This is a genomic window from Metaplanococcus flavidus (genome assembly GCF_042675885.1).
GTDB classification, from domain to species: Bacteria; Bacillota; Bacilli; order Bacillales_A; family Planococcaceae; genus Planococcus; species Planococcus flavidus.
In genome coordinates this window covers 1-21,088 of record NZ_JBHTKI010000049.1, presented here as the reverse complement: position 1 = coordinate 21,088, position 21,088 = coordinate 1, and the positions used below count along the sequence as shown (strand labels likewise).

Genomic DNA, 21,088 nt, shown 5'->3' with positions numbered 1-21,088 from the left:
CTGTTATGTCCAAAAGAAAAAATAACAAAAATGCCTTTCCGACAAAAAATCGGAAAGGCATTTTCTTTTCTAAGAAACTAGGTGTTCATTATTGGACGCTTACTTATATATATAAAGACTATTCCTACTTTTTGCTGAAGCCAAACGAAAAAACGCCAAAACCCAGTTAAGGTTTTGGCGTTCTTATGTAGCTCCATAAAATCTATGGAGACGGCGGGAGTCGGACCCGCTCCCATTAAAAGTACAGTTATACCAGTGTTTCCAAGGGTTTTTACATGCTGTTTTAAAACACTGACCACGGTTTTGACTAGGTTTATAAAAATTGCTTACGGAGATGAGAATTACCTATTCAAAGGGGTGCTTTAACTAAGATGCATTAATGGTCTGCCAACACTTCGATTGAACGTGTTCCTTCTATAAAATAAGAGCTTAGTTCGTTCTATATTAATAGAAGAAACTCAGATCTTTTTTTAATGTAATATTTGTGCGGAGAATAAAGAAAACTATAGGCAAAGAGACAATTCTATCTGGAATACTCTTAATACCTTTAGTTTTCTTTTAAATTCGTTTGTTCATTTTTTACTCTTTCCACTTGTCTTATATCGACTTCAAGTATTTCAGCAATACTTTCCACTGTCATGTCTGGCATGTTTTTTAAAATTTTTTTAATGACTATTTCCGTACCTATTCTGTAACCTATTCTGTAACCTTCTTTTTTTGCACCTTCAAGATTTGTATTCATATCGGATAGCTGTTTATTTCGCAATTCGACTAGACGGCGCGTTTCCTCGTCATCATCGAGTCTTTTAAATTTTTCGGTTTCGCTTCCCATATCCATTCTCCTTTACTAAATCCTATTTCTGATCATTTAATAGTTTTAATAGAGGCGTTGTAAAGCTATGGAATTTCTCTATATCATCAATAGCAATCCATGCAATATCAATAATATCGTTATTCGCTTCATTTTCCGAATCAAGGTAAAGTTCACCACCAATGATTTCAGCAACGAACGTATATTTGTGAGATTTCTTATATAGTAATTTCTTTATAAGTACATCATATCCTTTTTCTTCTTTTGCTGCCCTAAGACAAGACTCTACAGAAGTTTCATTATCTTCTATCCCACAATCTGGAAAATTCCAAATTCTGTCTCCTTTTTGCACATATTGGCGAACCAAAATGATATACACATTCTTTCAGATACTACATTCCCCATAGATCTGTCAGAACAATGTCGCCGCTATTGGGCCGTTCTTCTTCAGCAACTTGATCGACAGCAATAAAAATTGGCATTACTAGTGCTGTGCCAGTGATTATACACATCCCACTTGCTAAAGTGGGAATAGCATTTTTCGAAACTCTATCCAAAGAAGATATGGTATTGTCTATTAATTCTAGATCTCTATAATTTACTAGTCTATGTATAAAATAATTATGAATTTGCGAAATGATGGTGGGAGAAATATCAGAAGGTCTTTGACTACTAATTGTTAGAAAAACTCCATACTTTCTCCCTTCTTTAATGATTTCTTCAAATAAATCTAATCGATAGTCATGCCATTCGGTTCCTTCTCTTTTAGACTGACTTGATAATATATTATGGGCTTCGTCAATAATTAGATGGATTGTCTTGTCAATTTTTTCTTGATTAGTATTTTCTTTATGTTTATCAAAAATCATTTTAGTAACTATAGTAGGCAAAATCTTTTTCACATCTAAATTAACGTCTCGAAAAGAATAAATTGTTAATAATGATTCTTCAATTTCTTCTCCTGGACTAATAATTTCAAATACTTTTTCTAGCTCTCGTGTTTTAGATTCAATCCTATGAATAAGCGGGCTTATATGTTCGTATTGAGCAAACTTATTAATCAAATCACTTGCTAACTGTAAACGCGCTCTATAAATTAATTGTTCGAACCAATTATTTTGGAAAAAAGCAGATGATAGAACCATTCTTTTCATTTCTTTATAACCTGATGATTGACTTTGTTCTCCTACTCTAACAGCGTCTATACTTTTAATAAACACTCCTTCACACATCCATTTACTGAATTTGGAATTCCAATCCAAGTTTTTTACAATATCAAAAAAAACTTGGCTTTCTTCTTCAGTAAAAAATCTTTCAATTATTTCTAAGATATATTCTAATGCTTCACGGTTAGAAGAAGTAATAGCTTTTATATATAGACTAGGTAACCAATGCTTTAAATGATATCCTTTCTCCTCTTCACGTTTTATACCTTGAAGAATTCTCTTAATAAATGGCTTTTGTGTTTGAGGGGTAGCACTAAAAAGTATTGAAAGAATTTCTTCATTGAAAAAATATTTAGTACTAATTCGAATTTTATCCCCATCTGTATTTTCCGAAGTAGAGAGTTGGAGTATCTTAGTTTTCCCATCTGGGAAACCGAAGATACCTTTATGAGCATATTCTCCATTAAAGTCAATTAGATGAAATCTACTTGATTCTAATCCATTTGTTCCTTCTATTTTTTTATATAATTCTGTATACAATTTTGCTAAGGTATTAGATTTCCCACTCCCTGTATTACCGAAAATGCCTATATGAGAAGCAAAAATAGTATTAAGAGGCAACGAAACAGGAAGTTCTTCATAAATTGATTTACCGATAGAAATAGTTTGCTCTAGATGCTGAAAATCACTTCTTAAACCTGAAAAAATATTTATAATTTCATTCTGTCTCGGGATATATGCAATGTTTCCAATCATCGGGAGGTGTCGTACTCCATTAGAAAATCTATTATTAGAAAAAAAACCTACAATTTGTATTTCTAAAACTCGTGATATTGAATTTTTTCTAAAGCGCTGGTCTTTTTCTATATTAACCTTCCTATTAACTAAGTCTTCTATATACTCAGCATCTATTTTTCCTACAATATCTACAATTCCTTTTTTTATTATTATAAAAGCATTCACAGTAACATTATTTATAAGTTCACCTTCATGTATTAAAGATGAATGATTCATTTCCCTTTCAACCTGAACTTTTACACGAGTCCCTTTAACTTCAACTATGTCTCCTATTTGTAATGCATTCATCATATGTTGATTCCTCCGAAAAGAAGTTCATTAAAATAAGTAAAATCAATATTTCTCTCCTCATCTTCCGGTTCTATGATTTCAATATTATTAACTCTTCTACACTCTAGTAAATTTTGAAGTGACTCTTTTTGACCATTTTTGAAAGCAAAAATATATATTTTTAAAGCTGGATTGAAGATAGATCGCTTTATCAAATTTCTAATGTGTTCATCTGCAAACGAAAAACCAAACACAATTAAAATAGATTGTTCTCGTTCAAGTTCGTAACTTAGCAACCGAAGCATACTATAATAATGTTCTTCCATTAAGGTATTTTTAAATTTTGTTTTTTCAGGATTAATGATCATGAGTTGACTATAACTACTAAAAAATTCTTTTAACTCAGTTGAATATTTATGTGTAATTTCATGGAATTTTTCTTCTCCTGAAAAGTTTTCTAAAAACTCTTTGACCTCTTTAAATTCAGTTGAATCTAAACCTACTTTTTCTGCATCTTCTTTTACTTTGTTTAACAAATCGAGGTTATTATCAATTTTAATCTTTTTGTTTCCAGATACTTCGGATGCTTCCCAACTAACTGACCCGTGGCATTTCACTAAATTAATGGTTGGTAATTCTATATGGTAATTATCAAAAGCTCCATTTCTAGAAACAGTTTTATGATAATTGTCTGAACTAAGGTATCTCTTAAATACTCCACTCGCTCCATCGTTAAAAATTGCAGAAGGATTTTGTGATATCTCTTTGTCTATAGCAACTTCTAAAAATAAATCATAATTAGTAGTGAAGATATTTACTCTAGTCGGGGAGATTCTAGAATTTCTATCTCCCATTTTCTTTATAATACTATTAATAAAATTCACGTAATTATGATATACAGAAAATATATCTTTATGTGGTACATCATAATTTTTTTTAATGTACAAATCATTTATATAAAGATTTTTTTCTACGACTTCTAAAAAGTAAATTAAATATATTAATTCTTTGTTTTGACTAGTCAAAGTATGTCCAGTTAAAATTTCTTCTATATTATTTAAAGTTGGAAAGTAAGGCGATGAAGCACCAGAACCCACTAAAAAGTTTACTCTTTTCTCAGATATTGCAGTTTTAATTTCCTGAATCGCATTTTGAAACTCCATATGTACCCCCTTAAATACTTTCAATCTCTTCATTTGTACCAATAATTAATAATTCACTAACCTCACGACTAATGTTTTTATGGAATAAGAAGATAATTTTTATCTTACTATAATAAAATCCCTTCAACTTACATTAAACACCTAGTTCTTTCATTAATTCTTCTCTTTTAACTTTTAGCGAATCATATGTTTGTATCCCGGTTAAAATAACTGCACTAACGTACTGCACTATAAGCCCAGTAAGAAAAAAAAGCTCTTTTTTAACTTGATTCTGATCTTCATATAAATCAAAAATATTTTTTCCGTTATGAACAATTTCAGTTCTCTTATCTTTTGAAATGTTGAACAATCGAGAAGACAAATCTGTATGTGCCTCTTTAGAAGATACTATAAAAGGAAGAATTTTAGCTTTTGCTCTTTTAAATTGAATCATTTCATCTTTATCAGCAAGCATTTCTATTGTAGTCATTAGATAAATAAAAGCTGTGTTTAGATTGTGCATATACATAGCTTCATTTATTCTAGTTAAAGCTGCTCTACAATTTAGAAAAACCTCGTCATTTCTGTTATTAAAAATTAGTTTGTAGTCTAATAATTCTCTATCTGAAGCATTTGGTTCTCTGAAGGGCATTAATCCAATACCATTTCTTATAATGAGAGTTACTTCTCCCGGAATCATTTCGTAGTAATCTGTTTTTATATTAATTTTAAAAACATTCTTAAATCCATCGTCTAACATTCCTGCCAGTCCTGGAAGAGTATCAAAATTACCTATTTGGCATTCTTGTAATCTCAGATAATCCATAGAACGATCAACTTTCTCACAAATACGATTAACGTATAAAAATGCTTCCTGAGCATTTTTATATTCTATTTCTTCAAAAGTAGTAATTGCTAAAGAAGAATTTATCCATTGCTGATTTGAATGCGTCTCTAAGATACCCAAACATTTCTTTATCATTTCAAATTCTTCTTCAGAAATAGAATCCGTATATGAATAACTTTGATGTAATATAGAGTACAATGGTGGCGTATAATAAACATCGCCAATCTTAAAAGCAGATTCAATAACAAAATTAGAAATTGGTATTACAAATTTAACCGCTTCCATATAATTACTCCTTTGATTTCAAATATTATAAGTAGATAAATACTTATAAATATATCGACTTTATAAATTTTCCAACTTTTTAATTCCTTGTACTTTCAGCCATCAACTCGGCCTGCTCAACAACAGTCTCTACCGCCAACTTCTGAAGATCAGGCGGATAACCATATTTCTTCAATAACCTTCGAACAGTAATCCTCATTTTCGCTCTGGCCGATTCCCGCAAGTTCCAATCAATGCTCATATTCTCTTTAATTGCCTTAGTAAGCTCATGCGCAATGACTTTTAAGATATCATCCCCTAATACTTGCTCTGCTGTTTCGTGGGAAGCTAGCGCATCGTAGAAGGCTACTTCTTCTTTGATCAATCCCAATGCTTCTCCTGTCTTTACAGACTCGTTCATTTCTTTAGCAAGTTCGATCAATTCTTCAATAATTTTGGACGTTTCAATGGCCCGTTTATTATATTTGTTGATAGCGTTGTTGAGCATCTCCGTGAACTTCTGAGCTTTTACAAGATTCGTGCGCTGGACGTTTTTCACTTTTCCCTGCAATAAACGATTTAGTAGCTCCACTGCCAAATTCTTCTGTGGCAGCGCACGGACTTCATCCAAAAATTCATCGGATAAAATTGATATGTCAGGATTCTGAATGCCAAGTGAAGTATAAATATCAATCACTTCATCTGAAATAACTGATTTTGAGATCAACTGGTTCAATTGAGCATCTACTTGTTCTGGTGTCAGTCTTTTCCCTTCAGAAGGAATCAACTTCACTAATCCAGCTTTCACAGCTTTAAGAAATCCAATCTCTGCATTTAATTCCTGCGCCTCTGGTTCAGTAGCGCATAACGCAAATGCTTTCCCTAGCTCCGTCACGACTTTCATAAAACGCTTTTTCTCTTCGTCTCCAAGACCAATCACGAAATCCATCGTTTCAGTAATAGTTCTCATGCGTTCAGATGCTTTTGCAGAATTAAAGTTGTCGTAACTGTGCTTATACAACATATCTTGAATAATCTCGAATTTTTCCAGCATGATATCCACTGCAACTGCAGTATCAATACCTGTATTACCTCGGTCGCTGTCGGTATATTGCTTTAACGCTTCTTTTAAGCTGTCTGCAATTCCAATATAATCGACAATCAATCCACCTGGCTTGTCCCGGAAGACACGGTTTACGCGTGCAATCGCCTGCATTAAATTATGACCTTTCATAGGCTTGTCTATGTACATCGTATGCATTGATGGCACATCAAATCCTGTCAGCCACATATCACGAACAATGACAATTTTCAGTTCATCGTTAACATCTTTCATGCGGCGGGATAAATCATCACGCCGTTTTTTATTGCCGATAAAAGGCTGCCAGTGTTCCGGGTCGCTCGACGTACCCGTCATTACAATTTTAATAACGCCTTTTTTATCGTCATCTGAATGCCATTCGGGACGAAGTTTAATAACTTCCTGATATAAATCGATTGCAATCCGTCGGGACATCACGACAATCATCGATTTTCCGAACATCGCATCTTGTCTGGATTCAAAATGGTTCACCGTATCACCAGCCAATTTCTGAAGGCGCTGTTCCGCACCCACCAATGCTTCTAGGCGGGACCATTTTGATTTCAAGCGCTCTCTATCCGATTGTTCTTGGAATTCAGTTATTTCATCATACTCCGAGTCGATATCCAAGCCTTCGGGCAGATCCAGTTTCACAATGCGACTTTCATAATAAATCTTCACAGTCGAGCCATCTTCAACCGCCTGGGTCATATCATAAATATCAATATAATCGCCAAAAACAGCTGGCGTATTTTTATCACTGGATTCTACTGGAGTTCCTGTGAATCCAATAAAAGAAGCATTGGGCAAAGCATCTCGCATATATTTTGCATAGCCATATTTGGTAGCCACGTCATCTGTAGTCTTGGTAACTTGTGCTTGGAAGCCATATTGTGTCCGATGCGCTTCATCAGCCATCACAATTACGTTCCGACGAGTAGTTAAAGCATCCATATGCGTGAATCCCTCTTCAGGCGCAAACTTCTGCATCGTCGTGAAAACAATCCCCCCTGATTCAACAGCCAACAGATTTCTCAGGTCGCTGCGGCTATCGGCTTGTTTCGGTGTTTGGCGCAATAAATCACTGGAAATCGAGAACGTATTAAAGAGTTGATCATCTAAGTCATTACGGTCTGTCAACACGATGACGGTCGGATTGTTCATCTCAAGAACCAGCTTTCCTGTATAGAAAACCATCGACAAACTTTTTCCAGATCCTTGAGTGTGCCATATAACACCAATTTTCCGATCACCAGTTTCATCAGCCGCACGTTTTGCCTGTTTTACTGCCTTATTCACCGCATAGTACTGATGATACGCAGCAAGGATTTTAAACGTTTTTTCTCCGTCTGTTTGAAAAACGATAAAATGGCGAAGCAAATCCAGCAACACTTTAGGTTTGAACATGCCTTGAATCAACACTTCAAGCTGCGGCATCGTGGAAGGAGCAATTGACTCTCCATCCACCGTTCGCCACATCATAAATCGTTCTTCATCCGCAGTCAGTGATCCCGCTCTGGCATTGACGCCATCGCTTGTCACCATAAAGGCATTGTATTGGAATAACGAAGGAATCGTCGCTTTATACGTTTGAAGCTGGTTAAAGCCTTTGGAAATACCTACTTGTTCATCTGTTGAATTCTTCAATTCGATAACCACTACTGGCAATCCATTTACAAAGACAATCACATCCGGCCGCTTATTGTGCTGCCCTTCAATGACCGTAAACTGATTGACTGCCAAAAAATCATTGTTTTCCGGGTTTTCGAAATCAAACAGCCATAATTTCTCTACCGTATTTCGTCCGTCTTCTTTACGAACTTCCACATCAATTCCATCAGTTACATACTTCTGGAAAATCCGATTGTTGACAATAAGATTCGGCGACTGAACCATCGTAACCAACTGAACCGCACGCAGCACCGTTTCTAGCGAGGCACCGGTATTAATCTCCTTTAACGCTTCTTCAAGCCTGCCTTCCAGCACGACATCGGCATAGCTTGACCGCTCAGGCGACTCTCCATCCATAGCAATATTTGGCCCGTTTACTATTTCATATTCCAAGTTTTCCAGCCATTCCAAAGTTGCTTGTTCCAGATCGTCTTCACGGAATTGATACATGTTCAGCCACCTCGGTTTCATTAGGCAATTCTATTTCTCCTGAAAGAAGTTTAGGAAGAAGAGTGTCACGAAGCTTTTTAAGAAGCTCATTTTCTCTATATAGTTCATTCTTCATCTCCAGTATATTTTCTATTATTCCATGAAATTTAACAATGATTTCTAAGGGGGGTAGGACTAATTTAATTCCTTCTATATCATTCTTTGTTAAATTAATATAGACACTTCCTGTAACTGTACTTTCTAAGTGATTGATACCTCTTACTAATTGAAAGTATAAATATTCTTGATATTCTTCTTTAATAGCCCGCGCTGCTCCTACTCCTCTTCCAAGAGCATATTCTTTATCTACGAAAGTAACATTTCCAACTGTAGCCCTGACTCCAAAAATAAAATCTTTTTTCTTAGATACTTTTTTGGGATCATTGGTATATTTCAAAGGATTTATTTGTCCTTCTTTAAAATCGCTGGCACCATTTAACAGAGGCAGTCCAATGCTCTCAATATTATATGTTTCGCCTTTCGGTGACTGACCCATTATTAAAGTTGCAATATCAGTAAGAAAACCTGTAACCCAACCTTTAGGTATTATTTCTAAATTACTTTCCATCATTTCTCCACCACTAGATTTATACGGTTCTCCATTTTCATTTGGAAACTCAAAATCTACAAACCAGCGTTTGAAAAATGTCTGTGCAAGTTCTTCTAAGTTTTGTATAACTTTGTTGTTAACTTCTATTTTCTCATCAAGGGGTGAAAGTATTGAAGTAATTTTTTTTTGAATATGTAAGGGTGGCAGTATGATATCAATATCATTCAGAACTTTGAGATTGATATTTTCTTGAACAGAGCCATAAGCTCTACTTTGAATTTCTTTTTTAAAGTATTGAAAGTAGTAGTAAATATAATCAATTGAACATCTGCTAGTATCCGGGATAAAGCCTACAACGCTGTCTGGAAAACATGCTTCAAAATCTAAAATGGATGTCTCCGCTATATTAGCAGCAATAGTTATACACAAAGTATCTTTTTTCCATAATTTACTTTGACTTAATCCTACTTCACTATAAGACTGCTCGAAATCCTTGATTCTTTTTCCAGCTTTTCTTATATCACCAGTTTGTATAAAGGGATATTTACCTCCGTATAAAACCGGGTCATATCTTGGTCTATGTTTTGACTTCCCCCGAGCTAAGGTACCTATTTCAGGTAATTTTACAGTTTCAAAATTATTAAACCCCATACCCAATCCCCTCCAACGCTTTACGGATTTGGTCTTCAAGTTTTTTTGATTTCACGAATTGCTCTGCAAGATCTCCAGTCAATCGCTCCATTTTTTCTTCAAACGGCTCGCTGTCTTCTTCCGCTGCTTCCAACCCAACATAGCGGCCAGGAGTCAAAATATATTCATGCTCTCGAACTTCATCCAGTTTTGCTACTTTACAGAAGCCTGCAACATCTTCGTATTCTTGTTCATTCGTTCCCCGCCATGCATGATACACGTCTGAGATTTTGTTGATGTCTTCAATAGAAAATTCTTTCAATGTACGCGAAACCATGCTACCTTGTTTTCTGGCATCGATAAAGAGGATTTCTCCACGCCGTTCTTTTTTGCCGTTTTTCGCTTTGTTGCGTGTGACGAACCACAAGCAGACTGGGATTTGCGTGGAATAGAATAATTGCCCCGGTAATGTAACGATACATTCGACAAGATCCTGCTCGATCAGGTTTTTACGGATTTCAAGTTCCGAAGTCGTACTTGTCGACATCGATCCATTCGCAAGAACAAAGCCAGCTGTTCCAGATGGAGCAAGTTTTGAAACCATATGCTGTATCCATGCGTAGTTGGCATTTCCAACTGGCGGTGTTCCAAATTGCCAGCGGACATCTTCACGTAGTTTTTCTCCGCCCCAATCGCTGATGTTGAACGGTGGATTTGCTAGGATGTAATCAGCTTTCAGACCTTTATGTAAATCATTATGGAAAGTATCCGCATTGTGGTCGCCAATATTCCCGTCAATTCCTCGGATAGCCAAGTTCATTTTCGCTAGTTTCCATGTAGTTGGGTTTGATTCTTGGCCATAAACTGCAATATCTCCTAATCGTCCCTGGTGTTCTTCCACGAATTTTTCACTTTGAACAAACATGCCTCCTGAACCACAGCAAGGATCATATACTCGGCCTTTATATGGCTCCAGCATTTGAACAAGCAGTTTAACGACAGAACTAGGCGTATAGAACTCACCGCCATTTTTTCCTTCAGCACTCGCGAATTTTGAAAGGAAGTATTCATAGACGCGGCCAAGCATATCTTTGGAGCGGCTATCTTTATCTCCGATTTTGAACGAAAACAAATCGATTGTTTCGCCAAGTCTGGTTTTATCAAGAGCGGGACGTGCATAGTCTTTCGGCAAGACGCCACGCAATGATTCGTTCTCTTTTTCCGTAGCAATCATCGCGTTATCAATAATCTGACCGATTTCCGGTTTTTTAGCGTTTTCCTTAATGAATGTCCAACGCGCTTCTTTCGGCACCCAGAAAATATTCTCTGCCAGATATTCATCTTTGTCTTCAGGATCTGCCCATTCATCTTGCGTCAGTTCTTCATACTTTTCCTCAAAGGAATCCGAAACATATTTAAGGAACAGAAGTCCCAATACGACATTTTTATATTCAGAAGCATCCATGCTGCCACGGAGCTTATCTGCCATTGACCATAACTTTTCTTCAAAACCGATATTTGCTGTAGACATTTAAATTCCTTCTTTCTTATCCAACTTTTTATTACACTTAAAACATCAACACAGTATTATGAACCTAATTTTACCAATGATTAAAGGGTTTCACAATATTACCCTTGTGGTCTCTCGTATTTTACTAAAAGATATAGCAACAGAGTTTAAGATTGTAAATTTTAGATTAGATTATCAGATCTCAATAAGAATTCTTAATAACAGCAATATAGGAGCGGGATGAATTCTGCCCTTTACTATCTGAAAGGTTTGTCGCAAATGGAACTGTTTTGAAAAATACACTCACCGCATGTTCTGTTAATTTTGTAAGCGGCAAGAAATAATTTTAAAAACCAACGCAATACACATAAAAAAACCATTCTAAGTAAAACACAACTTGCAGTTGTGTAACTTTGAATGGTTCAAAACTTTAATAGTATTCCAGCTCTATCATTTTAAAATTCCGTAAGGATTATATTTATGTTTTTCCTTTTTTAATAACACTTCCAGTCCTAATACTTTTTCTTGATTGGCTAATTCATCAATGATGTAATATCCACTTTTATTCCGATCAAGCAAAGTTCTACCAAGTGTAACTAAAAAGTTTAATGATTCTTCAACATCCGTTTTTCTTTCATTTATTTTACGAGAAATTTCCTTTTTAGATGGCTTTACTGTACTGTTATTGTCACTATAAGCAATATAGCAAAGATATACATAAACAATTAAGTCTATAACATTAATTTTTCTTTCTCTATAATCAAAAATTATGATTGTAGGAACGTAAAACTTTTCTTCTTCTTTAAGATTTTTTAAATCTACAGTAGAATTTTCATCAAGAACCTCTTTAATTACATAATTATTTTCTTTTAGTTGTAATTTTAAGTAAAGGTCCAATTCCACTGCTAATTCATCAGCGTTAAAAAATCGATCAAAGAAGTTCATCGGTAGAATAATTAAGCTTATCATTTTCTCTCTGCTTTCTATATTTGGTCTAATTTGTCATTACACTTTTCTAGTTATAGAACTTCAATACATTCGAGTGGCCAGCAGCTAAACATTGCTTTTATTCAATTTGGCAGTTAAAGTCATTAGCTTTATTATAAACTTCGTTAATCCGACGTTTTGCTATGTCAACCTGAGATTTAATATGCTTTATATCTTGCTCATTTGTAGAATTTACATGTTCTAAATTTGCGCCAATCATCCCTGTCATATATCCTTTATTTCCTAATAATAATCTTAATTCTTTAAGCAGTTCAGGAGTAATGTTCTCGTGAGCCTTATTTTTCATATCTTCTTCTGACTGCTCTACAAGTGTTGAAACCTCAATGAATAATCTTCCACTGTAAACTACCACTCGTTTACCTCCATACTAATTTATATTTTTTTCGGCGCCATTAATGTATCTATTGCAAATATCAAACCATCATTAAAACCAGTTTTATATGCAATAGTACTTTGTAAATGAACTTGATCAAAAATGTTAGCTTGCAAATCACTTAAGAGATGCACCTTGGATTCCTCATCATCAATTTGAGTTAGTTGTTTGAGTTTTTCTTCTAAGTCGTGTTCAATAACCTCAGTGTACGAAATAAAATCTTTGCTATTAATAATTTCTTCTAACCTTTGCTCTACTAAGTCTTCAATTACTTTTTGGAATCCTCTAATCATTTAATTCCTCCCCTTCTTTATTCCTTTAAAATATATATTCCTTTAGAGGGAATAAATATATTTTATATTACCTTTTGATATTTGTAAAATCAATAAATAATAAGTTAAAATCGTAGATAGTAATCTCAATCAAAAATTCGCTTGATTTTGGTTAGAATTTTTCGTTCCAGAAAGGATTGTACAATGGATAACCTTATTGCCGGAAAGCTTATTAAAGAATATAGAAAAGAAAAAAACTTTAAGTTGATTGAGTTTGCTAAGAAAATTAACATGGCTCAGTCTTCACTCTCTAGAATAGAAAACGGTACACAAGAGTTATCCATATCTGTTCTGACAAATATTTGTGATGGATTAAACATCTCTTTAAGTGAATTCTTTTTAAAATTGGAAGGAAAAAAAGAATTTTTAGACATTACCGTTGAATCCTCTAAAACAAGTCCTGTCGAAATTAATGGGGACCTAGATTCTTTATTATATTCGGCTATATCATCATTGACTCCTGATCAAAAAAGAGGCCTGTATATTCTTTTGTTTCCTTTCATAAAATAAATGAATTAAGCGTTTTAAGAATCAACTAAATAATATCTTTCGAAAATATTTCTTCGAATAGCTTATAATTATCTTTTTCTGACAATATCAACCGAATACTTTCTTCCGGCATCGCAAGGGGGAAAGTCATTTTTTGTATCCTACTTTGGACTCTTCCCATAGGGAATTTTTTCGATAGATTTTCAGTGTGTATATTCGAAGTGAAAATTGTCAATTTCCGATTGTTCATGCGTTCTTCCAGAATTTGTGTAAAAATACTCTCTGCCCATTCTGATGATTTTTCAACTCCGAAGTCGTCTATAATGAGAAGCTCTGCCATTTTATAAGCTTTTAATACTTCATGCTCTTTATATTCGCTGTCTGAACCGAAAGTTTTTTTAATTTCAGTAAAAATATCAATAGAAGAAGTATACAAGACATTGAGATTATATTTTTTAATCAAATCGTTAGCAATACTTACAGCTAAACGGCTTTTACCACTACCAGTCATTTCACTAAAAAGATACAATCCCTTCCCAAGTGATTTACATTCATCATAGTTCTCTACAAATTTACTTGCTGCGTGCTTTACAAATTTAGCCTTTTGTTTATCAGATTTGTCTTTATAAACTTCTATTTCAAAATTTTCTACTGAGCATTCAATGAAATCCAATGGAATATTTGCTGACTGCAGCTTTATTGTTACTTCTCTGTCCTTACGACAGCGGCATATTCTCATTAAAGATTCCAAATTAGAATCGATGACATGTATAAGACCCGTACCGTCACATTCCTTATACATGCATTTATCTGATACCATGGTCATCACTTGCTCTACTCTTTCGGTCGAGGAGTTTAAGCCATTCTTCTCCTGTAGATTTCTTTCTATTTTTGTTAGTTGACTGTTCAGGTTTTTCATTTATTTTTTCCTCCTGGTTTTTTTTAATTTTTATGCTCATTTCGTCAAAATTGCGATTCCTCGATATATAATTCGCTATATAAACAAAAGAACGAATTGATTCATTTGGGGACTTTATTGCAAATTCTCTATAGCATTCATCTATTAATGCTATGACTTTCAAATTAGGTAATCTCAGTTTGGCAACTTGGTGGACAGCTTCTTTTTCTTTAACTGTTAACGAAGCTTTTTTGCTTTTTTCCAAATAGTATTTAGAAATCTTTTTTGCTATATCTATATCCGCTTGGTCCTTCTTGTTTTTTATGTCTTTTTCGTCAATCAAATCTCTGGATATATTTTTTGAAGTATTGTTTGAAGTAATCTCTGGTATTGCTGCTTCACTTTGATCAGCCGTATAAGCAGAATGAATGCTCGTATGTTCATTTTTATTTATCGAATTTTTATTCTGCTCTTGAGCTTTATTGGCATATTCTTTTTCAGTGTAGTAATGCTCAAAGTCACTTAGCTCATATCCAATATTCTTTAAATCCGTTCTAATCTTATTTAAGTTAACTCGGTATTGATAAGTTTTATCGTATTTGTATTTTGGATTGGGATTTCTTCTTTCAAAAATAAACTCATATTTAACCAACTCTTTTAAATACCTTCTTACCGAAGTTTGACTCCCCAACATAATTTCTTGAGAGAGTTCTTCAGATGTCTTATAGATCCATCCATATTGCTTATCCTTCTCAGTTCTAGCGTTTTGGTCTACTTCTTCCCGGATATATTTTTCTTTATCCTTAACCTTTAAGGACCAATATAATAACTGATTTAATGTAACTGCCAAAGAAAAGTTACCGGTAAGTTTAACTAATTCTTCTTTGATGACAGCCCTCTTTAAAATTTTATTCTCCATCAGTTCCTCTACCTTTCTTAAGTAAAAAGAATCCCCAATTCAAATCAGCAGGTATAAGCAAAATAAATAGCTTAGCTGCAGATAAAAATTGGGGGTTTCCCTTTTATTGATAATTTTATTGTGAGTCCTCTTTAAAAAGTTCTGGTTGTAAATACTTACCAGCTACTTTTCCAATATCTTTTAAAGAATAAATTCCCAAGAGCAAGTTTACTTCTTTTATTCTTTCTAGAAGTTTGGTATCTTTCCTTAAATTTATCATCATATTTTCAATTCTCTTACTTCTATCACCATATTTAGTACGCATAGAAAAAGTTTCATCCGGCAATACGAATCCCAGAGCATGGACAGAATCCTTATTATTTTCTGCAACAGTACAATATTTCCAAATTTTCTCTTCTATTTGTGGCCATTGTTCTGTTCCAGTATCTAATTCAATATTTAAAACTTTTGTCTTTACAGTCGATTCAGGAAATGACCTCTCTAAAATCCAATCTGGTTTTATAAGTGTGGCATAATGTCCGCTAGTTCTTTCATAATTTGAGTTTTTCATGCTAGCTGCTGCTCTTGCATGGCTCGCCCCCGAATTATTCCTACTTATCGATCCACTTACTTTGGGTATCCATATTTCATAAGGAAATTTCGCTGGTGATAAAGACATCGTTTTCAATGACAGCCCTTTATCTTTATTAGCTGGCATAGAAAGTCTTTTCCTTAGTTCCGTAAAAACATTTAAAACTACTTGTTGAGTAAATAAAAAATGCAGGACATTCTTTTTATTTAAACGATGATATATTTGATTCTTGTTATAATCTTCAGCTAACTTTTTTTTCTGCATGAGTAGGTCAACTCCAGCAGCGCCAATAGTGTAATATTTAAACCTATCCCCATGGAATCCATCAGCAAAATTTGCTGATCTAACAATCTTATATTCTTCGAATTTTCTCAGACGATTTTTAAAGGCATATGGATGGGTAGAACTCATCAAGAATTTTGTATAATATTTAAATAACTGTTCGGTTGACATCAAGTGGTGATTTTCAAGATACAGTAACATCCATACCTCACGCGCAGTTATTTCAATTCTTGATCTGCCCTTTCCTTTTACAATAATCTTATCTTTCATGGTGTTCTCCTTTTCATTTAGAATGGTGCAAAAGCTCGCTTTAATTTTTCACCTGTCTTTCTCTTTTATTGTTTCCTCCTAAGTAACCGAGTTACCTTGGTGATATATCAACTAAGTAATCAGTTAACTTTAAGTAATAGAGTATTTTAGAATAAAAACCTTATTAGTCTCAAAGCGCTAAATTATTTTTATAAAAGAAGCAAGCTAATTACTTAGTACATGGTATCTTCAGATTATCTCTTTTCAAGGTTTTTTCAAAAAAAGATTTTGAAGCACTTTTTTATTTCTTAATTATTAAACGCTCCAACATATTTTGGAACAATACGGAAAAGGATGTTGTATTTCGCAATTGAAAAATGAGCCACCTTTAAAGAAAAATCTTCTGATTAAATTCGACTCATCGGCTTTATTTGGAGCAGCGGGCTGACACCCTTGTCCGGGTGCGAAACGCTTGCTACAACTTGTTTTTACGCAGGACTCATGCCCGCAGAGGCTTCATGTCAGGTCAATGAAAATCCATCGACCTACATACTAGTTTAAGAAAAACACCAGTAATAGAAGAAAGACTAGCTCAAGAACCACTCAGAAGAATAAGAAAACCGTTCGAAGGAAATTTTAATTCAAACTTTTATAATCACGCTTCTATCTCACATGGAATCCTTCCTATCAATGAGAATGATGGGAACAAGGGTGCGCGACCGCAATTATCGAATTAATTGAATACCATTCTGAATCGTATTCTCGATCATACCTATCAAGAAAGGATGAATGGAGATATTTTCAATGAGTAAGAAGCGCGGTTGAAACATGCCGCTCTCCTGATCAATTAATAAAAACCGTTGCTTAGAAATAACCAGTGGCATTCTTCTATACATTTAATGATCTAAGTTTCTACAATTGCTGGCTCAAAACTCCGCACAAGTCCCTTTTGTTATTCCGCAATACTTATGTCTACACAATCATTTCACAAAGCATTTTGTAAACTGAATATAAAATTGGTTCTCTTATGTTATAAATGGTTCTATTTTTTTCATAGTGATTCTACAACTTGGCACCGTGGTTCAATCAAATGGCTGTAAGCAATTAGAAGTTTATATATTCAACTATTTCTTCCTCTTACGACATACTATATGGTCACCAAGTATGGTATCTCTCAAAAGTAACTATTAAAGGTAACTATTACTCATGGTCACGGTCAATAGTTACCATTAATAGTTACTCTTAGACGTCTCCAATACTCATTCTCACCTCTTTAACTTGCTGAAAAGTTGATATGTAGTGTTTTTTAATAGTATCCATTATGGGTAACATCTATTAGTAACCATTAATTAATATCAGTTTATGTTAAGCCACTATCACTATTTTTTTAGAATTTACATTGTTAATAGAAATGTCTTTAGAAAAACCATTCTTATTTGTATACCGCAACTGAAAACTGAACCACCTGAGTAACTAAAAACTGTGCCACCTTAAAAGAGAAATTTTTCATTAAAATTGAATCAACAGCTTTATTTGGAACAACTTGCATGATAGCCTCGTCTGGGTGCGGAATGTTTGATACTACTTCTTTATACATAGGAGTCATGCTCGCAAAAGCTCCGTGACAAGCCCACAGAAACCTATCGACTTATATGCTAATTTAAACGGTCGAGTGGCTCATTATTCAATTGCGAAGTACATAGAGTAAACCCTCAAATCCTTTTCATAAATTATTTCAAAAATAAACTGCCATTCCCCGATTGAATATCGGACAATGGCAGCCTAAGTGTTTTTTCTAGTATCCTAAATTGGCGGGTCAGTTCAGGTCGGCAGGAGGGGTTTTCAATGGCCTCTGGTATACAGGTGGCATTTTTTGATGCTTATCCTTTTTGATTAATACTTTTTAAACTTCTATTACTTTAATCTGCTGCCATTTAGAATTCGATCAAGCTCGCGCAGAGCTAGCTGAGACGTTCCAACAGGCTTAATTATACATACAAGAAAAGGATTTGCTTATTTAGACATAATACTTGACGGTCTCTAAGGAGGTTCTATCAAATAATGAAAATGTTTTTATACTTTGATATATAAAAGGTTACATATATTTCTCTTTTAAATATTTCAACTTCCCATTCGGGAAGTTATTTGTATTCAAGTTGCCTACAATTCTATGAAAGGAAGTGAGACTATTTTTAATTTGTTTACTAGACATCAAACCTAAATCTACAGCAGCCTCGTATTCATCTACATCCAGGACTTTGTAACTTCCATCCTTATTGATGGAAATATCTAAAAACAAATCATGGATACAAAAAATATTTGGCCTTATTTCTTGCACTTCTACTATATCTGCCAACCACCACGAATAATTTGTTTTATGATGTAATGAAAACTGCAAACCATCTTCAATACAGTAAACAATGATAAATTTTTCTTTACTGTCTGCCGGAGGAAGTTCAACTAATGTCGTTTCATCGTGTTTAATGAACCTATTCGGATTACTTTTGCTCTTATAATGATGTTCCTTTAATCTCATAGAGCGCTCTTTTATTTCAACTGAGTTCTTTCTAATATCCGGCGCATACTCTATTTCTCCATGTTCTCTGCCAACATGATTCCAAAAAATGAATAATTCTTCCTGCAATCAAAATCCCCCTTATTGACATTCAGTCTCTAAATTATTCTGGTTACCTATGCCTTTAATATTTGAGTGTAATAATGACTATTTTCGCACTCTTATTTACTCTTACAAGTTATTGTATCGCAATATTTAATTTTAAAATGTATTATCTATTTCTTTATTGAGCTTTCCTCTCGGGATCTCTTCAATAATTTCATTTAACTTATCTTTAAATATTTTTAGCGAATCTAATATATATAATACATCCTCTTGTGCAATCTGAGCTAATTCCTCGCCATACTCAAACCCTTGTTGAGATCCTATATCTGCTATCCTTGCTAAGTTTTCTGTATCTGCTTCCAAACTATGTTCCTGAATATAGTCCATTGCAAAGTCTGTTATATCAAAAGATGCTAAATTCCATATATTAGTGTCATTACTATAAAAATTACGAATATTATCAAAATCTAGTTCAGAGATTTCTTCTTGCATCTCTTCTGTTAGTATATTGCTATCACTTAACTTATCAATAAGTTCTTTTAATAGGTCTTGTAAATCTAGAATGACATTCTCAAGATAATCTAATTCTATTATTGAAAGACTATTGTTAGCTGTATCGTAGTAATCTCCATACTCTCTTCCAGCATGTTCAAATGTACTAAAACAAGAGTAGTAAATTCTCTCTTCTGCATCTACCAACCTCGATGTCAACATAGCAAGTGTAACTATATAATAAAGTGTGTCTCCTGAGTAATAAGACTCTGAACTTGAAATGAGATCAGAAACAATCTCTGTTTTTACAAATTCAATTAATTCTACATCTGTAGAAATAACTCCAGCTTCATAATTTTTTTTTGATTCATCAGAATAATTAGCTGATCCAATATATGCAATTTTATCAGTCATTATTATTTTTGCATGGTTATCAAAACAAAAATAAGTCTCACTTATTTTCCCGAAATTTTCTGGATTTAAGCGTTTAATATAAGCATTTATTTTCTTTTTCGCTTGTTTTCTTACTAAATCATTATAATATCTTTCGTACCTTTGAGGAATATTGGTGAAAATTTGGATAGGCGTCTCCTCATTGACTTTTTCTAGATACTTTATCAATTGCTCTTGTTTTTCCGAAACATTAAATGTAACCACGAGAATATAGTCGGCGTTTTCAAATTCATCCAAAACTTCTTGATAAGCGATATCCTCTTTACTCCAAACCATCTTTGCATTTTTAAGCTCATAAGTCTTCAACAAAAAGCACCACTCCTCCACTTAGTTTATTCAATTATATGATATATTTAAGCTATGATTTAAAGAATCTTTAATAACAAATTTTAAGTAATATAAATTTCATTTAATGCAATAAAAATCTCAAAAAATTATCTTACTAAAATTAAGTATGAAAAATGTTAAAATCCATTTTTATTTCATTAAAGGGGAGAAGCAGATTTGAATAATCTTGAGTTTATATCATCATTACTGAATTCTATTGCATAGCCAGCCGCTCTAATAGTAATTGTTCTTATATTAAAAAAACCATTAATTAAAATTCTTTCTAATTTGAACAAGTTAACATACAACAACTTAGAGATGGATTTTACTAATAAATTAGAAGAGATTGAAACCACGTTAGAAGATACTTCATTGCCTGAAAGTAATACACAAATGATTAGTCAAGATAAAGAAATAATGACAGTCGCTCAAATTTCTCCTGCAGCTTCAATTACTATGTCATGGTCAATGGTTGAAAAAGAAATAATGAATACTATTAACAGAAGTGCAATATCTTCCGATTATCCGCCTTATAATTCGTCTTTAAAAAACATTCAACTTCTTAAAGACATTGGGAAAATTGATTCCGATACTCTTAATTCCTTAAATGAATTAAGAATATTGCGTAATAAGGCAGCTCATGGACATCTTTCAAATGAAAATCTTACCTTTCAAGATGCAATGACTTATTACAGTTTATCGCTAAAAGTAATTACTATTTTAGAAAAAATAAATGACTAAGTAAATGAATCAATTTCATAAATCGCCCTTTTAAAAAGTGCAGACGATTTTTCGGATCATTTTTTCCGTTTTTTAAATTTAGGCAGCTGCTAAAGCGGCGTGCTT

At 33.6% G+C, this 21,088-nt stretch carries 19 protein-coding genes; 2 read left to right on the top strand and 17 right to left on the bottom strand.

Annotated elements, in window-relative coordinates; translation table 11 throughout:
• Positions 1–547 precede the first annotated feature (547 nt).
• From ACFQ1X_RS16035 to ACFQ1X_RS15985, 11 genes are all read right to left on the bottom strand, one after another.
• On the bottom strand, positions 548–832 hold the full coding sequence (locus ACFQ1X_RS16035) for a hypothetical protein (protein WP_144841563.1): 285 nt from the start codon (positions 830–832) through the stop codon (positions 548–550).
• 22 nt (positions 833–854) lie between these two features.
• Positions 855–1,178: an NUDIX hydrolase gene (locus ACFQ1X_RS16030; protein ID WP_144841562.1), complete on the bottom strand. Its 324-nt coding sequence runs from the start codon at positions 1,176–1,178 to the stop codon at positions 855–857.
• Between the two features lie 25 nt (positions 1,179–1,203).
• The gene (locus ACFQ1X_RS16025) at positions 1,204–3,066 is read right to left on the bottom strand and encodes an ATP-binding protein (RefSeq protein WP_144841561.1); all 1,863 of its coding nucleotides are present in this window, start codon (positions 3,064–3,066) and stop codon (positions 1,204–1,206) included.
• Positions 3,063–4,208 carry an SIR2 family protein gene (locus ACFQ1X_RS16020; RefSeq protein ID WP_379083381.1) on the bottom strand — a complete coding sequence of 382 codons (1,146 nt, stop codon included), beginning with the start codon at positions 4,206–4,208 and terminating at the stop codon, positions 3,063–3,065. The genes ACFQ1X_RS16025 and ACFQ1X_RS16020 overlap by 4 nt, the downstream gene beginning before the upstream one ends.
• A gap of 133 nt (positions 4,209–4,341) precedes the next feature.
• The gene (locus tag ACFQ1X_RS16015; RefSeq protein WP_144841559.1) at positions 4,342–5,319 is read right to left on the bottom strand and encodes a hypothetical protein; all 978 of its coding nucleotides are present in this window, start codon (positions 5,317–5,319) and stop codon (positions 4,342–4,344) included.
• 79 nt (positions 5,320–5,398) lie between these two features.
• A complete protein-coding gene (locus tag ACFQ1X_RS16010) occupies positions 5,399–8,500 on the bottom strand; it encodes a type I restriction endonuclease subunit R (RefSeq protein WP_144841558.1) in 3,102 nt (1,033 codons plus the stop codon).
• Positions 8,484–9,740, bottom strand: coding sequence for a restriction endonuclease subunit S (locus ACFQ1X_RS16005; RefSeq protein ID WP_144841557.1), 1,257 nt, complete (start codon positions 9,738–9,740; stop codon positions 8,484–8,486). The genes ACFQ1X_RS16010 and ACFQ1X_RS16005 overlap by 17 nt, the downstream gene beginning before the upstream one ends.
• Positions 9,730–11,250 (bottom strand): class I SAM-dependent DNA methyltransferase, encoded by a 1,521-nt coding sequence (locus tag ACFQ1X_RS16000; protein ID WP_144841556.1) that lies wholly within the window; start codon positions 11,248–11,250, stop codon positions 9,730–9,732. Before ACFQ1X_RS16000 ends, ACFQ1X_RS16005 begins: the two co-directional genes overlap by 11 nt.
• Before the next feature lie 429 nt (positions 11,251–11,679).
• Positions 11,680–12,198, bottom strand: coding sequence for a hypothetical protein (locus tag ACFQ1X_RS15995; protein WP_144841555.1), 519 nt, complete (start codon positions 12,196–12,198; stop codon positions 11,680–11,682).
• A gap of 97 nt (positions 12,199–12,295) precedes the next feature.
• A complete protein-coding gene (locus tag ACFQ1X_RS15990; RefSeq protein WP_144841554.1) occupies positions 12,296–12,589 on the bottom strand; it encodes a hypothetical protein in 294 nt (97 codons plus the stop codon).
• Between the two features lie 20 nt (positions 12,590–12,609).
• Positions 12,610–12,903: a hypothetical protein gene (locus ACFQ1X_RS15985; RefSeq protein ID WP_144841553.1), complete on the bottom strand. Its 294-nt coding sequence runs from the start codon at positions 12,901–12,903 to the stop codon at positions 12,610–12,612.
• A gap of 183 nt (positions 12,904–13,086) precedes the next feature.
• On the opposite strand from ACFQ1X_RS15985, the gene ACFQ1X_RS15980 reads away from it, so the two are divergent.
• Positions 13,087–13,452: a helix-turn-helix domain-containing protein gene (locus ACFQ1X_RS15980; RefSeq protein WP_144841552.1), complete on the top strand. Its 366-nt coding sequence runs from the start codon at positions 13,087–13,089 to the stop codon at positions 13,450–13,452.
• Positions 13,453–13,477: 25 nt separating this feature from the next.
• Here the strand turns inward: ACFQ1X_RS15980 and ACFQ1X_RS15975 are convergent, their stop codons facing one another.
• The 6 genes from ACFQ1X_RS15975 to ACFQ1X_RS15950 all read right to left on the bottom strand — a co-directional run bounded on the left by ACFQ1X_RS15975 (position 13,478) and on the right by ACFQ1X_RS15950 (position 20,224).
• Positions 13,478–14,257: an ATP-binding protein gene (locus tag ACFQ1X_RS15975; protein ID WP_379083384.1), complete on the bottom strand. Its 780-nt coding sequence runs from the start codon at positions 14,255–14,257 to the stop codon at positions 13,478–13,480.
• Entirely contained in the window at positions 14,238–15,248 is a 1,011-nt protein-coding gene (locus ACFQ1X_RS15970; RefSeq protein WP_144841550.1) for a hypothetical protein, read from the bottom strand. The genes ACFQ1X_RS15975 and ACFQ1X_RS15970 overlap by 20 nt, the downstream gene beginning before the upstream one ends.
• A gap of 115 nt (positions 15,249–15,363) precedes the next feature.
• Positions 15,364–16,371: a replication-relaxation family protein gene (locus tag ACFQ1X_RS15965; protein ID WP_144841549.1), complete on the bottom strand. Its 1,008-nt coding sequence runs from the start codon at positions 16,369–16,371 to the stop codon at positions 15,364–15,366.
• Between the two features lie 1,411 nt (positions 16,372–17,782).
• Complete coding sequence (locus tag ACFQ1X_RS15960; protein ID WP_379083376.1) at positions 17,783–17,956, bottom strand: hypothetical protein; 174 nt, start codon at positions 17,954–17,956, stop codon at positions 17,783–17,785.
• A 489-nt stretch (positions 17,957–18,445) separates the two neighbouring features.
• A complete protein-coding gene (locus ACFQ1X_RS15955; RefSeq protein ID WP_144841548.1) occupies positions 18,446–18,994 on the bottom strand; it encodes a DUF402 domain-containing protein in 549 nt (182 codons plus the stop codon).
• A 132-nt stretch (positions 18,995–19,126) separates the two neighbouring features.
• Positions 19,127–20,224: a phospholipase D-like domain-containing protein gene (locus ACFQ1X_RS15950; RefSeq protein WP_144841547.1), complete on the bottom strand. Its 1,098-nt coding sequence runs from the start codon at positions 20,222–20,224 to the stop codon at positions 19,127–19,129.
• Between the two features lie 336 nt (positions 20,225–20,560).
• Between ACFQ1X_RS15950 and ACFQ1X_RS15945 the strand changes: the two genes are divergently transcribed.
• Positions 20,561–20,983: a DUF4145 domain-containing protein gene (locus ACFQ1X_RS15945; RefSeq protein ID WP_144841546.1), complete on the top strand. Its 423-nt coding sequence runs from the start codon at positions 20,561–20,563 to the stop codon at positions 20,981–20,983.
• The last annotated feature ends 105 nt before the right edge of the window (positions 20,984–21,088 follow it).

Bases quoted from the DNA above. Each gene is read 5' to 3' on its own strand.
- ACFQ1X_RS15975 (WP_379083384.1), bottom strand. From the start codon at position 14,257: ATGACCATGGTATCAGATAAATGCATGTATAAGGAATGTGACGGTACG.
- ACFQ1X_RS15945 (WP_144841546.1), top strand. From the start codon at position 20,561: ATGGATTTTACTAATAAATTAGAAGAGATTGAAACCACGTTAGAAGAT.
- ACFQ1X_RS15970 (WP_144841550.1), bottom strand. From the start codon at position 15,248: ATGGAGAATAAAATTTTAAAGAGGGCTGTCATCAAAGAAGAATTAGTT.
- ACFQ1X_RS16005 (WP_144841557.1), bottom strand. From the start codon at position 9,740: ATGGGGTTTAATAATTTTGAAACTGTAAAATTACCTGAAATAGGTACC.
- ACFQ1X_RS15985 (WP_144841553.1), bottom strand. From the start codon at position 12,903: ATGATTAGAGGATTCCAAAAAGTAATTGAAGACTTAGTAGAGCAAAGG.
- ACFQ1X_RS16010 (WP_144841558.1), bottom strand. From the start codon at position 8,500: ATGTATCAATTCCGTGAAGACGATCTGGAACAAGCAACTTTGGAATGG.
- ACFQ1X_RS16035 (WP_144841563.1), bottom strand. From the start codon at position 832: ATGGGAAGCGAAACCGAAAAATTTAAAAGACTCGATGATGACGAGGAA.
- ACFQ1X_RS16025 (WP_144841561.1), bottom strand. From the start codon at position 3,066: ATGATGAATGCATTACAAATAGGAGACATAGTTGAAGTTAAAGGGACT.
- ACFQ1X_RS16000 (WP_144841556.1), bottom strand. From the start codon at position 11,250: ATGTCTACAGCAAATATCGGTTTTGAAGAAAAGTTATGGTCAATGGCA.
- ACFQ1X_RS16015 (WP_144841559.1), bottom strand. From the start codon at position 5,319: ATGGAAGCGGTTAAATTTGTAATACCAATTTCTAATTTTGTTATTGAA.
- ACFQ1X_RS15980 (WP_144841552.1), top strand. From the start codon at position 13,087: ATGGATAACCTTATTGCCGGAAAGCTTATTAAAGAATATAGAAAAGAA.
- ACFQ1X_RS16020 (WP_379083381.1), bottom strand. From the start codon at position 4,208: ATGGAGTTTCAAAATGCGATTCAGGAAATTAAAACTGCAATATCTGAG.
- ACFQ1X_RS15995 (WP_144841555.1), bottom strand. From the start codon at position 12,198: ATGATAAGCTTAATTATTCTACCGATGAACTTCTTTGATCGATTTTTT.
- ACFQ1X_RS15960 (WP_379083376.1), bottom strand. From the start codon at position 17,956: ATGACTCCTATGTATAAAGAAGTAGTATCAAACATTCCGCACCCAGAC.
- ACFQ1X_RS15965 (WP_144841549.1), bottom strand. From the start codon at position 16,371: ATGAAAGATAAGATTATTGTAAAAGGAAAGGGCAGATCAAGAATTGAA.